Annotated in this window: 14 protein-coding genes and 1 pseudogene; 4 read left to right on the top strand and 11 right to left on the bottom strand. The window is 71.6% G+C overall.

Annotated elements, in window-relative coordinates; genetic code table 11:
- Positions 1-4: 4 nt before the first annotated feature.
- The 4 genes from AB0F91_RS32380 to AB0F91_RS32365 form a co-directional block, all read right to left on the bottom strand.
- The gene (locus tag AB0F91_RS32380; protein ID WP_360603693.1) at positions 5-163 is read right to left on the bottom strand and encodes a hypothetical protein; all 159 of its coding nucleotides are present in this window, start codon (positions 161-163) and stop codon (positions 5-7) included.
- 166 nt (positions 164-329) lie between these two features.
- On the bottom strand, positions 330-956 hold the full coding sequence (locus AB0F91_RS32375; protein WP_360603691.1) for a response regulator transcription factor: 627 nt from the start codon (positions 954-956) through the stop codon (positions 330-332).
- On the bottom strand, positions 953-2,299 hold the full coding sequence (locus AB0F91_RS32370) for a sensor histidine kinase (RefSeq protein WP_360603689.1): 1,347 nt from the start codon (positions 2,297-2,299) through the stop codon (positions 953-955). Before AB0F91_RS32370 ends, AB0F91_RS32375 begins: the two co-directional genes overlap by 4 nt.
- The gene (locus AB0F91_RS32365) at positions 2,296-3,822 is read right to left on the bottom strand and encodes a glycosyltransferase family 39 protein (protein WP_360603687.1); all 1,527 of its coding nucleotides are present in this window, start codon (positions 3,820-3,822) and stop codon (positions 2,296-2,298) included. The genes AB0F91_RS32370 and AB0F91_RS32365 overlap by 4 nt, the downstream gene beginning before the upstream one ends.
- A 60-nt stretch (positions 3,823-3,882) precedes the next feature.
- Between AB0F91_RS32365 and AB0F91_RS32360 the strand changes: the two genes are divergently transcribed.
- Entirely contained in the window at positions 3,883-4,086 is a 204-nt protein-coding gene (locus AB0F91_RS32360; RefSeq protein WP_360603685.1) for a hypothetical protein, read from the top strand.
- A gap of 42 nt (positions 4,087-4,128) precedes the next feature.
- On the opposite strand, the pseudogene AB0F91_RS32355 reads toward AB0F91_RS32360, so the two are convergent.
- The 5 genes and pseudogenes from AB0F91_RS32355 to AB0F91_RS32335 form a co-directional block, all read right to left on the bottom strand.
- A pseudogene (locus AB0F91_RS32355) lies at positions 4,129-4,483 on the bottom strand (glycosyl transferase, family 39); the annotation flags it as partial.
- 89 nt (positions 4,484-4,572) lie between these two features.
- Positions 4,573-5,298, bottom strand: coding sequence for an ABC transporter permease (locus AB0F91_RS32350; protein WP_360603683.1), 726 nt, complete (start codon positions 5,296-5,298; stop codon positions 4,573-4,575).
- Between the two features lie 25 nt (positions 5,299-5,323).
- Entirely contained in the window at positions 5,324-6,229 is a 906-nt protein-coding gene (locus AB0F91_RS32345; RefSeq protein ID WP_360603681.1) for an ABC transporter ATP-binding protein, read from the bottom strand.
- A gap of 141 nt (positions 6,230-6,370) precedes the next feature.
- Positions 6,371-6,889, bottom strand: coding sequence for a DUF402 domain-containing protein (locus AB0F91_RS32340; RefSeq protein WP_360603679.1), 519 nt, complete (start codon positions 6,887-6,889; stop codon positions 6,371-6,373).
- A 284-nt stretch (positions 6,890-7,173) separates the two neighbouring features.
- A complete protein-coding gene (locus tag AB0F91_RS32335) occupies positions 7,174-7,650 on the bottom strand; it encodes a hypothetical protein (protein ID WP_360603677.1) in 477 nt (158 codons plus the stop codon).
- 85 nt (positions 7,651-7,735) lie between these two features.
- Here AB0F91_RS32335 and AB0F91_RS32330 point away from each other — a divergent pair, with 85 nt between their 5' ends.
- From AB0F91_RS32330 to AB0F91_RS32320, 3 genes are all read left to right on the top strand, one after another.
- A complete protein-coding gene (locus tag AB0F91_RS32330; protein WP_360603675.1) occupies positions 7,736-7,909 on the top strand; it encodes a hypothetical protein in 174 nt (57 codons plus the stop codon).
- Between the two features lie 432 nt (positions 7,910-8,341).
- Positions 8,342-10,501 carry an excinuclease ABC subunit UvrB gene (gene uvrB, locus AB0F91_RS32325; RefSeq protein WP_360603673.1) on the top strand — a complete coding sequence of 720 codons (2,160 nt, stop codon included), beginning with the start codon at positions 8,342-8,344 and terminating at the stop codon, positions 10,499-10,501.
- 124 nt (positions 10,502-10,625) lie between these two features.
- Positions 10,626-10,985 carry an MmcQ/YjbR family DNA-binding protein gene (locus tag AB0F91_RS32320; RefSeq protein ID WP_360603671.1) on the top strand — a complete coding sequence of 120 codons (360 nt, stop codon included), beginning with the start codon at positions 10,626-10,628 and terminating at the stop codon, positions 10,983-10,985.
- A 63-nt stretch (positions 10,986-11,048) separates the two neighbouring features.
- On the opposite strand, the gene AB0F91_RS32315 is transcribed toward AB0F91_RS32320, so the two are convergent.
- Together AB0F91_RS32315 and AB0F91_RS32310 are read right to left on the bottom strand one after the other, a co-directional pair.
- Positions 11,049-11,444 (bottom strand): VOC family protein, encoded by a 396-nt coding sequence (locus tag AB0F91_RS32315; RefSeq protein ID WP_360603669.1) that lies wholly within the window; start codon positions 11,442-11,444, stop codon positions 11,049-11,051.
- Between the two features lie 104 nt (positions 11,445-11,548).
- Positions 11,549-12,952: a S28 family serine protease gene (locus AB0F91_RS32310; RefSeq protein WP_360603667.1), complete on the bottom strand. Its 1,404-nt coding sequence runs from the start codon at positions 12,950-12,952 to the stop codon at positions 11,549-11,551.
- Positions 12,953-13,155 lie beyond the last annotated feature (203 nt).

Below are 13,155 nucleotides of genomic sequence, written 5' to 3'. Positions count from 1 at the left end.
CGCCTCAGCCGAGCGGGTTCGCGGCGAGCCGGCTCTCGACGCCGTTCGCGACGGCGCCGCCCGCCGCGCAGTCGGGCTTGCGCGCCGCCTGGTCTTCGAAGCCGCCAGGAACCCCGTGCCGAAGTCCAGGCCGCGGACAGGCGGTGAGGACTTCCGCCCGCACCTCGAGCGGCCGACTCCTCCGGCACGGGCCGGAGGGGTCGGCCGCGCGAAATCACCCGGTCCGGAAACCGGCGAGATCTCACGCAGGATGGCGTTCTTCGACTGTCATGCCCCCCACGCAGGACCATGCGTACGTCGGGCGCCGGTGAGTGGCAGCCCGAGGTACGTCACGAGCCGAGCAGGCCGCGCTCGAACGCCACGGCCACAGCGGCGGCCCGGTCTTTCACGCCGAGCTTCGCGTACGCGTGGATCAGGTGCGTCTTCACCGTCGCCTCGCTGATGAACAGCTTCTTCGCCGCGTCCTTGTTCGTGGACCCGCGCGCGACGAGCGTGAGCACCTCGATCTCGCGCTGCGACAGCGGTTCCTTCGCCGGCGCGCGCATCTGCCCCATGAGCCGGCTCGCGACGGCGGGGGAGAGCACAGCCTCGCCCCGGGCGGCCGCGCGTACGGCACGGAACAGCTCCTCGCGCGGCGCGTCCTTGAGCAGGTAGCCCGTGGCGCCGGCCTCGATGGCCGGCAGCACATCGGAGTCGGTGTCGTACGTGGTCAGCACCAGCACACGCGCCGGGTTGCCGAGGCGGGCGAGCTCCGTGATGGCGGAGACGCCGTCGGTGCCCGGCATGCGCAGGTCCATCAGCACCACGTCGGGCTTGAGCGACACCACGAGGGCCACGGCCTCGGCGCCGTTCGCGGCCTCGCCCAGCACTGCGAAGCCGTGCTCGCCGGTGAAGATGCCGCGCAGGCCGTCGCGGACGATCGGGTGGTCGTCGGCGATGAGCAGCCTGACGGTCATGCTGACGCCCTCTCGTGGTCGGTCCCGCCGTCCTTCAGCCCGCCCAGTGTGGCAGCCGGTACGGCGAGCAGGTTCACCGAGATCGCCGTGCCGCCACCGGGTTCCGACTCCACGTGCAGCGTGCCCGCGAGCCGCTGCACGCGCCTTCGCATGCCGGGCAGCCCGAAGCCGCCTTCGCTCGGGGGCGGGTTTTCGGGATCGAAGCCGACGCCGTCGTCGACCACGTCGAGCGTGACCTCGTCGCCCATGTACGACAGCGTGAGCCCCACGCGGCCGGCCCGGGCATGTTTGGCCACATTGGACAGTGCTTCCTGCGTGATCCGCAGCAGTGTCGCCTCGATCTCGGGGTGCAGCGCCTCGGCCGTGCCCGTGGTCGAGAACGTGGCGGACACGGTGGTGCGCTCGCTCCACAGCCGGGTCACCTCGGCGAGCGCGTCGGGCAGCGTCGCCGACTCCAGCGGCTCCGGCCGCAACTCGTGCACGGACCGCCGCGCCGCCGTCAGGTTCTCCCGCGCGAGCGCCTTCGCGGTGTCGAGGTGCCGCTGCCACTCGGCGGGATTTTCCCGGGCCTGGGCGGCGGCTTCGAGCTGCGTGATGATCCCGGTGAAGCCCTGCGCGAGCGTGTCGTGGATCTCCTGGCTCAGCCGCTGGCGCTCGTCGAGGACGCCGGCTTCGCGCGCCTGCGTGAGCAATTGCCGTTGCAGGCCGCGGTTTTCGGCCTCGGCGGCGGCGAGCTTGTCGAGCGCCCGCTTGCGTTCCGCGCTCTGCCTGCCGACGGCCGCGAACACCGCACCGCCGCCGCCGATCGCGGCCGTCTGCACGATCACCAGCGTCACCCAGATCGCCGGGGCCGTGGCCAGCGCCTCGATCGGGCCGCCGTTGGCGACGGTGTTGATGAGCAGCGACGTGACGGCCACCCCGAGGAGCGACAAGACCAACGGCCGCAGGCGCATGGCCGCGAAGAAGCCGTGGACCATGAAGATCAGGAAGTAGGTCTCGCGCGCTTCGAGCGCCGAGCCGAAGCTCACGACGCCGGCGAAGCTCAGCGCCGCGAAGGCGGCGTTCTCGTGCACCCGGGCGCCGGGCAGCTTGTGGGTCAACAGGAGCCACACCGCGGCGCCTGCGGCGATCGCGAGCGTGGTGAGCCGGTGGGCGCCCGTCTGGTCAACCCGCAGCAGGCTCAGCACCGTGGGGATCGCCAGCAGCACGAACGGGGCGGTCGTCTCGGTGCGGTCGAACCACGAGTGCCACCGCAGTGGGGGGTCCCCTTCGCGCGGTGACCGGGGTGCCAGGAGCGAGCCCCGCCAGTCGAGCCTCACGTCCCGCGCGTCTTCGGGCCTCATGCCTTCAGATCTTTCACCTGGAGCCAGATCACGGGCCAGCTTTCGGTGCGGCCGGTCAGCAGCCAGATCGGCAGGTGCTCGCTCGCGTTGAGCACGCCCAGGCGGTTCCGCACCGAGCCGACGACTCGGGCGTCGCGGAAGTGCGGCGCGAGCTTGGCGGGGTCGGCGCCCACGAACAACACGGTGTCTGCGTCGTCGGCCGGCCTCCCGAAGTACCAGAAGCCGCGGCTGCCGCTGTATGCCTCCGGCAGACCGGCTTCCGGCCCGTAACGGTCGAGCGCGCCCGCCTGCCAGTAGCCCGCGGTCACCAGGGTGGTGTGCGAGCGCTGCCCGGATGGCAGCAGCCGGTAGACGTCCGCGACGGAGGTCGCCAGGTCCGGCCAGCCGACTTCTTCGGTCGCGTAGGCGGGATGTGGCGCGTCGGGGTGCTCCACGAGCCACTGCGCCGGCCACACCGGCAGCGCGTACGGGAGGCTGTAGAGCGCCGACAGCACGAACACCGGCCACGTCGGCACCCAGCGCCACCACAGGGCGGGCCGGCGGTCCTGCAGGTGCACGGCCGCCGCGGCCCAGAGGATGGGGAACATGCCGGCGGCGTAGTAGAAGCGGCCGTTGGCGACGAGGAACACCGCGACCACGCCGATCGTCGTCCAGCCGAGGAACCGGTACGGCCGCAGGCTTCGCGCGGCGAGCAGCACTGCGAGGCCGTAGCAGACGCCGAGGGCTCCGATCACGAGCCCGGCGCCGGCGAGCAGGCCCGGCAGGAACTCGGTGCGGCCGCCGCCTTCGGTGACTTCGCGCGAGACCGCGTCGCCCATGCCCAGCTGCGGCCAACCGTTGAGCGACTGCCACAACAGCGTCGGCACGCACGCGAGCGCGGCGATCCCCGCGCCGGCCCAGAGCTTGGGCCGGCGCGGCAGTTCGCGCGGGCCGAAGACGAGCGCCGTCACGGCGGTGATCGCCCAGAACGCGCCGAGGAGGAACTTGACGTTCAGCGCGACGGCGGTGACCAGGCCCAGCCACAGCAGGAGGTTGTCGTCGCGGGTCCGCAGCCAGCGGACGAGCAGCCACAGCACCAGCGTCCACAGCAGCGGATCCACGGTGGAGGTCGCGAGGTAATGGCCGCTGCCCACGAACTGTCCGCAGATCGCGTACGCGGCGGCAGCTCGTGTCTGGGCCTTGCGGCCACCGCCGAGCTCCCGCGCGATCAGCGCCGTCACCACGACCCCGGCCGCCGTGGCGAGGATCGCGGGCAGCCGGAAGACGACAAGCGAGCCCGGCGCGATCGCGTCCATCAGCGCGGCGAGCAGCGGAAGCACCGGGGGCTGGTCGGCGTACCCGAAGGACAGGTGCTTGCCGGCGGCGAGGAAGTACAGCTCGTCGCCGAAGTAGCCGTACCGGCCGGCCGTGGCCAGCAGGACCGCCGCGGTCCCGGCCGCGAGCAGCGCCACCGGCCGCCGGGCGAACCCGGCGACGGCCGTGCCCGGCCTGGTGGGTGCGCCTGCCGTGGTCACGGCTTCCATCGTGCTCCTGTCGTCGTTCGGGCACAGTCGTCGTTCGGGCACAGTCGCCGGTCGGGCCCGTTGCGCGGCACCCTACGGCCCCGGGCCCGGCGCCACCGGCTGGTGTGTGGCGCCGGGCACACGCGCATCGGCGCGGACCCCCGCCCGCTGCTCGGCCACTTCACCGACCTGCGCCGGATCGGGAAGGTCGGCACCGGCACGGCCCTGCCGAGCGTCGCCGACGACACGCCGCTGTGGCTCGCCACGGGGCGCCGGCAGCCGTGACAGCAGATCGGGCCGCACCTAGTGAACACGCACAGCTGACCACCAGATCAGCACGGTCCACAGGGACGGGTCCAGCGTCGAGGTGGCCAGGTAGTGGCCCGACGCGATGAAGTGCGTGCTCACCGCACGTGGCCGCGGGCAGGGCCTGGGCCTTCGCGCGGCCGCCGAGCTCGCGGGCGAACAGGGCAGCGAACACCACCGCCGCGACCATCACGAGCATCGCCGGGAGCCGCAGCACGAAGACCGAGCCGGGCGCGATCGTGTCCATGGCGCGCGCCGGCAACGGCAGCATCGGCGGCTGGTCCACGTAACCCCAGGCCAGGTGCTTGCCGGCGGCGAGGAAGTAGAGCTCGTCGCCCAGGTAGCCGAAGCGGCCGGCGGTGAGCAGCAAGGCCATGCCGAGCAGGCCGGCGAGCACGAACACCGGGACGCGGGCGAACGGGGCGGCCACGCGCTGCGCGGCCGGCACCGTCGTCACGGACACGGTCACTCCCACCGAAAGGTACGGGCCGCGATCGCCGAGCAGACCACGGCGATGGCGACGAGCGAACCGAGCTGCAGCAGCTCGGGCGAGTTCCCGGCAGCCGCCTCGCGCAGGCCGTTGATGGTCGCGCCGAGGGGCAGGACGTCGGCCACGTGCTGCAGCACCGGAGGCAGCTGCTCCTTCGGCACCCAGACCCCGCCGAGCGCGAGCATCGGGAAGAACGCCGCGGCGCCGATGCCGCTGGCCGCGCGGTTGGTCGGGGCGAGCGCCGCGATGAGCGTCCCGACGGAGAACAGCGCCAGGGCGCCGAGCACCATCACGAGCAGGAACCCGCCGAGGTTCTCCGGCAACGCCATGCCGAGCGCGATCCTGCCCACCCCCAGGACGAGCAGGATCGCGACCGCGGCGGCGGCGAGGTTCACGAGCAATTGCGCGGCGAGCAGCCGCCCGGGCGGCACCGGGCTGGCCGAAAGGCGCTTGAGCATGCCCTTCTCGCGGTAGGTGGCCACAGCGGCCGGGAACATCATCACCGCGAGCATCGCGATGAGGATCGCCACGGCCATCGGCGCGATCAGCGTCGGCAGCGGCGCGTGGCCGCCGAACGCGGCGCTGGGCTTGCTCGAACCCGGCATCAGGCCGAACACGAGCAGCAGCGCGAGCGGGATGCCGACCACGGTGACGGGTGCCGCCGGGTCGCGCAGGAACAGCTTCGCCTCGACGGCGGTCATCTTCGTGAGCATGTCCTCGAGTCCCTCAGTCCAGTTTCCGGCCGGTCAGCGCGACGAAGGCGTCGTCGAGGTTCGCCTGGTCCACGCGCAGGTCGCCCGCGAGCACCTGGTGGCGGGCCAGGAACGACGTGACGGTCTGCAGCGCGGTGGCGCGCCCCGTGACCACGAGCTGCGAGCCGTGGCGCTCGACCTCGAGCACGTCGGGCAGCGCCGCGAGCTGGGCCAGGTCGACCGGCGCCGACGGGCGGAACCGGATGCGCTGCTCGTCACCGACCTGGCGGACGAGCCCGGCGGGTGTGTCGATGGCGACGACGCGGCCCGTGTCGATCACGGCGATCCGGTCGCAGAGGCGCTCGGCCTCCGCCATGAAGTGGGTGACGAGCACGACCGTCACGCCCTCGTCGCGCACCGCCTCGACCAGGTTCCAGGTGTCGCGCCGGGCCTGCGGGTCCAGGCCCGTGGTGAGCTCGTCGAGCACCGCGATCTCGGGACTGCCGACGAGCGCGAGCGCGATCGACAGGCGCTGCTGCTGCCCGCCCGAGAGCTTCTTGTAGGCGGTGTCGCGCTGGTGCGTGAGCCCGAGCAGATCGAGCAGCCGCTCGGTGTGCGCCGGCTTGCGGTAGAAGGACGGGTACAGCTCCAGCGCCTCGTCCACGCGCAGCCGGTCGGGCAGCCGGCTCGCCTGCAGCTGCACGCCGAGGCGCTGGCGCAGCTCGTGCCGGTCGCGCCGCGGGTCGAGCCCGAGCACCGACAACGTGCCGCCGTCGGGCGTGCGCAGGCCTTCCAGACATTCGACCGTGGTCGTCTTGCCCGACCCGTTCGGGCCGAGGAGCCCGAAGGTCTCGCCCCGCTCGACGGTGAACGACACGTCGTCCACCGCTACTTTGTCCCCGTAGGTCTTGTGGAGGTGCTGGACCTCGATCACCGGCATGTCCGCCGTCCCCTCTCGAGCTCTTCTTCCGTCGTGAAGAAGAGTCCCGCGGGGACGTGGCGCGGCGGATCGCCGGAATGGCCAGAACCGGCATCCACCGCCAGGCGGCGGGCATCCGCCGATCGGTGGACGCCCGGAACCCTAGGGGTACCGGCGCCAGGTCGCGGTGATGTCCTTTGTGGACAGCCAAGCGGCGAGGTCGTAGCCGTGCGCGGCCAGCCCTTCCACGGTGGCGTAGGCGGTTTCGAGCGCGTACTCGCCTTCGGCCTGAGGCAGCAGGCCCGCGGAGACGGCGGCGAGCAGCTCATCGGAGTCGATCACCCGCACGGCGACCTTGTCCTTGAGCACGAGGTCGAGGTAGAGGTCCGTGGAGAACCACCGGGTGCCTTCGCGGCGCACGCGCACCACGTCGAGGTAGAAGGTCTGGTCGCGTTCGTGGCCGGGATTGAACCAGAAGTCGGTGATGCGCAGGCCGAGGCCCGGCAGCAGCCAGGATTCCAGGTAGCGGAACTGCTCACGCCCCGGCGCCGGGCGGGCGAGGTACAGCCCGAACGGCTCGGTCCGGAACTCCTCCACCTGCCGTTCGATGCCCTTGGGGTCCACGTTGACGCCGGCGGCCGGGTCGAAGCTCTCCACCTTCGGCGGGTGCACGTCGGTCATCCGCCCATCCTGCCGGGCGCGGGGCGCCCGGAGCGGTTCGCGCGGCCGGGTGTCCGCGAAATCCACCCGGTTGCCGGGGTTGATACGGCTCGGCCACTTCCGCACCGGAAGTCCGGTTCGCCGCTTAAGTTGACCCGGACCTGGGGAGGGATCGTGTTCGGAATCATCCGGCCTTGCCGGCACCGCCTGTCCGCACGCTTGCACGCCGACTGGCTCGCGCACCTGTGCCGGCTCTGCCTCGCGTTGCGCGACGGGCACGGGCACCTCGCGCGAGTGGTGACGAACTACGACTCGCTGGTGATCTCCGCTCTCGTGGAGGCACAGGCCGCGGGCCGGCGCCGCAACGCGGGGCCGTGCGCGTTGCGCGGGACGCGTTCGGCGTCCGCCGCGCGAGGCGAAGGGCACAGCTCGCCGCGGCGGTGTCGCTGGTGCTCGCGTCGGCCAAGGTCGGTGACCACGTGGCCGACGGCGATGGGGCGTTCGGCCGGGCGGCGCCGCGAACACCGGCGAAGAGGGTCGCGGCCCGGTGGGCCGCGCAGGGCGCGCGCATTGGCTTCGACCCGACGGTGCTGGTGGACGCTGTGGCGCGGCAGGGCACGCTGGAGCACGAGGTGACCGCGGGCGACTCGCTGCTGCTGGTGACCGAGCCGGCCGAGGCGGCCGCGTCGGCGGCGTTCGCGCAGACGGCCGTGCTGGCGGGGCGGCCCGGCAACGTGGCGCCGCTCGCCGAGGCCGGGCGGCTGTTCGGGCGGGTCGCGCACCTGCTCGACGCGGTGGAGGACCAGCCCGCGGACGACGCGGCGGGGAGCTGGAACCCGCTGATCGTCACCGGAACCGGGCTCGCCGATGCGCGGCGGTGCCGTGGACGCGGTGCTCGGGGTCGAGCTCGCGATGCGGGCGGCGTCGTTCGCCCAGCCGGCGCTGGTCCACGCGCTGCTGGTCCACGCGCTGCTGGTGCACGAGTTGCGCCAGGCCGTGAACCGGGGGTTCGGGCACCGGCAGGAGCCGCCTCCCGGATGACTCGGGCCGGGACCGGTTCCGCCTGGCTTGCCGCCCTCCCCGGGCGGCTCCTGGCCGAGCGGTCAGCCCGGGTGGGGGCCGCCCCGCCTCCGCCGAAGCCCCCGAAGAAGAAGCGCAAGCTCGGGAGGGGCCCGAGGACGGGGACGGCGGTGGCTGCTGGGTGCCGAGGTTCGCCGTGCCGCCCCGGCCGCGGGGGTTCTTCGAGGGCTGCGCGATCGCGACCTACATGTGCTGCAGCTGCCAGTTCTGCTGCCGTGACCCGTTTCCGGGGCCGTGGAGCGGGAAGGTGCGGCAGAACCACTGCGCTTGCGACCCGTGTGCGCTGCTCGGCGCCTGCTGTGACGGCTGCTGGCCCGATCCCGGCGCAGGTCAGCGGGCTTGTGGTGGCGCCTCGGCTGAAAACTGTCGGGGAGTCGGCCTACTCTGGTGGACGTGGCTTTCGCAACCGAACACCCCGTCCTCGCGCAGTCCGACTTCCGGCCGGTTTCCGACGTCCCCCGTTCCGGCGGCCGGTTCGAAGTGATCAGCGAGTACACGCCCGCCGGCGACCAGCCGGCGGCCATCGACGAGCTCGAACGCCGGATCAAGGCGGGCGAGAAGGACGTCGTGCTGCTGGGCGCCACGGGCACGGGCAAGTCGGCCACCACCGCGTGGCTGATCGAGCGCGTGCAGCGCCCCACGCTGGTCATGGCGCCGAACAAGACCCTGGCCGCGCAGCTGGCCAACGAGCTGCGGGAGCTCTTCCCGAACAACGCGGTCGAGTACTTCGTCAGCTACTACGACTACTACCAGCCCGAGGCGTACATCGCGCAGACGGACACCTACATCGAGAAGGACTCGTCGATCAACGACGACGTCGAGCGGCTGCGCCACTCGGCCACGATGAACCTGCTCTCGCGCCGCGACGTGATCGTGGTGGCCAGCGTGTCCTGCATCTACGGCCTCGGCACCCCGCAGTCCTACCTCGACCGCTCGACCAAGCTCGCGGTCGGCGCGCAGGTGGACCGCGACGTGCTGCTGCGCGCGCTGGTCGACGTGCAGTACACGCGCAACGACATCGCGTTCGCGCGCGGCACCTTCCGCGCGCGAGGCGACACGGTGGAGATCATCCCGGCGTACGAGGAGCTGGCGATCCGGGTCGAGTTCTTCGGCGACGAGATCGAGAAGCTCTACTACCTGCACCCGCTCACCGGCGACATCGTGCGCGAGGTCGACGAGGTGCGGATCTTCCCGGCCACGCACTACGTCGCGGGGCCGGAGCGTATGGAGAAGGCGATCAAGAGTATCGAGGAGGAGCTAGAGCAGCGCCTCGCGGAGCTGGAGAAGCAGGGCAAGCTGCTGGAGGCGCAGCGGCTGCGCATGCGCACGGCCTACGACATCGAGATGATGCGCCAGGTCGGGTTCTGCTCAGGCATCGAGAACTACTCGCGCCACATCGACGGCCGCGAGGCCGGGTCCGCGCCCGCAACGCTGATCGACTACTTCCCGGACGACTTCCTGCTCGTGATCGACGAGTCGCACCAGACCGTGCCGCAGATCGGCGGCATGTTCGAGGGCGACATGTCGCGCAAGCGCAACCTCGTCGACTACGGGTTCAGGCTGCCGAGCGCGGTCGACAACCGGCCGCTGACGTGGGAGGAGTTCTCCGACCGCATCGGGCAGACGGTGTACCTGTCGGCCACGCCGGGGCCGTACGAGATGGGGCAGACGGGCGGCGAGTTCGTCGAGCAGGTCATCCGGCCGACCGGTCTGGTCGACCCGAAGGTGGTCGTGAAGCCCACGGAGGGCCAGATCGACGACTTGGTGCACGAGATCCGCGAGCGCGCCGAGAAGGACGAGCGGGTGCTGGTCACCACGCTCACCAAGAAGATGGCCGAGGACCTCACCGACTACCTGCTGGAGCTCGGCATCCGGGTGCGCTACCTGCACTCGGAGGTCGACACGCTGCGCCGCGTCGAGCTGCTGCGCCAGCTGCGCGCGGGCGACTTCGACGTGCTGGTCGGCATCAACCTGCTGCGCGAGGGCCTCGACCTACCGGAGGTGTCGCTGGTGGCGATCCTCGACGCGGACAAGGAAGGCTTCCTGCGCAGCGGCACTTCGCTGATCCAGACGATCGGCCGCGCGGCGCGAAACGTGTCCGGTGAGGTCCACATGTACGCGGACAAAATCACCGACTCGATGCAGCGCGCCATCGACGAGACCGACCGCCGCCGCGCCAAACAGGTCGCCTACAACGAGGAACGCGGCGTCGACCCACAGCCGCTGCGCAAGAAGATCGCCGACATCCTCGACCGCGTCTACAGCGAAGCCGACGACTCCGACCAGGCGGTCGCCGTCGGCGGCTCGGGCCGCAACACCTCGCGCGGCAAGAAACCCGAGCAGGGCGACCGCGTGCGCAGCTCCGGCATGCTCGTGGACAAGGACGTGTCGGGCATGCCGCGCGCCGAGCTGGCCGACCTCATCCAGCAGATGACCGACCAGATGATGCAGGCCGCCCGCGACCTCCAGTTCGAGCTCGCCGCCCGCCTGCGCGACGAGGTGTCGGACTTGAAGAAGGAACTGCGCGGCATGGACGCGGCCGGCATCCGCTGACGCCCCTCCCGCGGCCCGCGGCCCCGGATGCGGCGGGCCGTGGGAAGTTTCGCGGTCCGGCGGAGCCCGGCCAGCGGGGCGGCTCAGGCCGGGTCTCGCGGCGGCGGGACGGAGGTGAGCGGCGGTGCGGCTCGACGAGGTGATCGAGCACTGCCTGGGCAAGCCCGGGGCCGTGGAGACTTACCTTTTCGGGGAGCACGTGCTCGTGGTGAAGGTCGCGGGCAAGGCCTTCGCGTTCATCGGGCTGGAGCGGCCGGGCTCAGTCGGGCTCAAGTGCGGTGACACGCGTGAGGAGGCGGCCGAGCTGCGGGAACGCTACCCGGAGTCGGTGAGCGTGCTGGACTACCTCGGTCGCTACGGCTGGAACCGCGTGGATCTGGGCGCGCACCGGGAAGCCGCGGTGCCCGGCGAGGAGCTGAAGGAGCTGCTCGACGCTTCCTATGCGGCTGTGCGGGCGAAGCTGCCCGAGGCGCGCCGGCCCTGAGCGAATCAGGACCGCGAGCTCACGTCTGCGCGGTCACGACGGGGCCGGTCAGAGGCCGGGCAGTCAGGGGCGGGAGGGAGCGGGAGCGTTCTCGTCCGGCTGGAGCACGCCGAAGATGTTGCCCTCGGTGTCCTTGCAGTAGGCGAGCCAGCCGACGCCCGGGACGGGGTCCTTCGCCAGCGCCATGGTGCCGCCCGCCTTGGCGACGGCGTCGATGGTGGCGTCGACGTCGGCGACCTCGATCGTGTTGACGAAGCCGGAGACCGGGGCGTCCTCGGCGGGGGCGGTGCCGCGACGGGGGAGGAGGCCGCCGTCGATGCCTTCGCCGTCGCCGGTGGAGACGATCCAGTACGGGACCTCGCCCCACTGTTCGATCTTCCAGCCGAACACGGCGGTGTAGAAGGCGACCGCGCGCTGCGGGTCGCCGGCGTGGATTTCGAAGTGGACGGGCCGGGGCATGGCTGCCTCCTCAGACCGGGCCGACAGGGCGCGCCCGACACTACGCCCTCGCGCCCCCGCCCGCCGTCACGCGAAGAGCGGAACCGTCAAGATCCACAAAGGACTCACAGGCGCGGGCGGTCCGCCATGACCTGGTTCGCGTCGAAGTCCGGGAACCCCGCCGGAGCCGCGACCGAAGCCAGCGACCGCGAAGAAGCGGCCGGCAGGCCGGCCCAGCGGCGGATCGTCGCGGTCGCCTCCGCGGCCTGCGCGGCCGGTAGCTGCGCGATGGTGGAATCGTGGTTGCCACCCGGCACGAAGTAGCGGTAGGAATCGCGCGAGCCGTACCCGAGCTCGAAGGGCTCGGCGCTCCACGGGTCGTTGGAGCCGTACACGAACAGCAGCTGCCGTCCGTGCGCCTTCACCCAGAAGTCGACGTCCGGCATCGCCAGGTGGTCGAAGCGCGGCAGCTTCACCGACGCGGGCACGAACGTCGAAGGCGCGTCGGTGCCCGGGTAGCGCAGCAGGTCGCGCAGGTAGCTGTCGTACGCCTCGGGCGAGCCCAGCTGCACCGCGGCCTGGTAGTAGTACGGCACGAACGGCTCGAGCTCCTGGTCGGAGTACGTGTTGAGGCTCTCCACCTGCTCGAACCACGCCCACACGTCGGCCGCCGGTGCGCCCGGCTTCGGGATCGACCCGCACGCGGACGCCGGCTGGTACTGCCAGAACGCGAAGTACGAGTCGATCACCGAGATCTCCATCGACTCGTCGATCGAGCCCACCGTGGTGAACGTGTAGCCCTTGCGAGCAGCTTCGTCCGCAGCCAACACACCCAGCTCGTCACGCCGCTTCAGCGCGTCGCGCTGGATCGCCTTGAGCGACGCACGGCACGCGGGGTCGCCGACGGTCGCGAGGAAGTGGTTGTACTTGTCGAGCGGGTCGATCACGTCGTTGGGCGCGACGTAGGGGATCGTGCCGTTCACGTCGTCCGGGAAGAACCGGCGGAAGTACGTGGCGGTCATGCCGCCCTTGCTGCCGCCGGTCGCGAGCCACTTGCCCGGGTAGATCTTCTTGAACGCCTGCACGGCATCGTGCTCGTCGGCCGCGGCCTGCCAGATCGTGAGGTCGCGCGACCAGTTCGCCGGCTGCGGCCGCGAAGGCGTGAAGTAGCGGTACTCCATCGAAAGCTGGTTGCCGTCCACGATCCGCGTCGGCTCGGAGCGGTTCGGCGACAGGGACACGTTGTACCCGCTGGTGAACACGACCGTCGGCGCGGCGAAGTCGCGGTGCAGCAGTGTGTACCGCTGCTCGAACTTCGGCCCGTCGGGGCGGCGGTGGTCGGCCGGCTGCATGAACGTGAGCTCGAAGAACCGGTACCCCGCCGGCGCCGGGTCCTCCTTCACCACCGTGAGGCCCGGGATCGTGGCCAGCGCGGCCGCGATGTCCCCGTCGCCGGCCGCACTCACGGCCGGCGTGAGCCCCACGGCCGCCAGCACGGCGGTGGACAAGACGGTGAGCAGCCTGCGCACGTGGTTCCCCCTCGACGGCCCCGAGATCAACTTCCGGATCCTCACAGACCCGGCCGCCCCCGGCAAGGCGCACCATCCGGTCGGGCGCCGCCTTCCGTAGGGCCGGCACTAGTGTCCTGCGTCAGAAATTCGTCGGCAGAAGTTGGCGAGTGACTCGAGGATCTCAGCGGCGGTCTTGGTCCAGATGAAAGGCCTGGGGTTGT

The organism is Amycolatopsis sp. NPDC023774 (genome assembly GCF_040639695.1).
Classification (GTDB): domain Bacteria; phylum Actinomycetota; class Actinomycetes; order Mycobacteriales; family Pseudonocardiaceae; genus Amycolatopsis.
The sequence above is the reverse complement of the archived record's forward strand: the minus strand, read 5'-3'. Positions and strand labels throughout refer to the sequence as shown.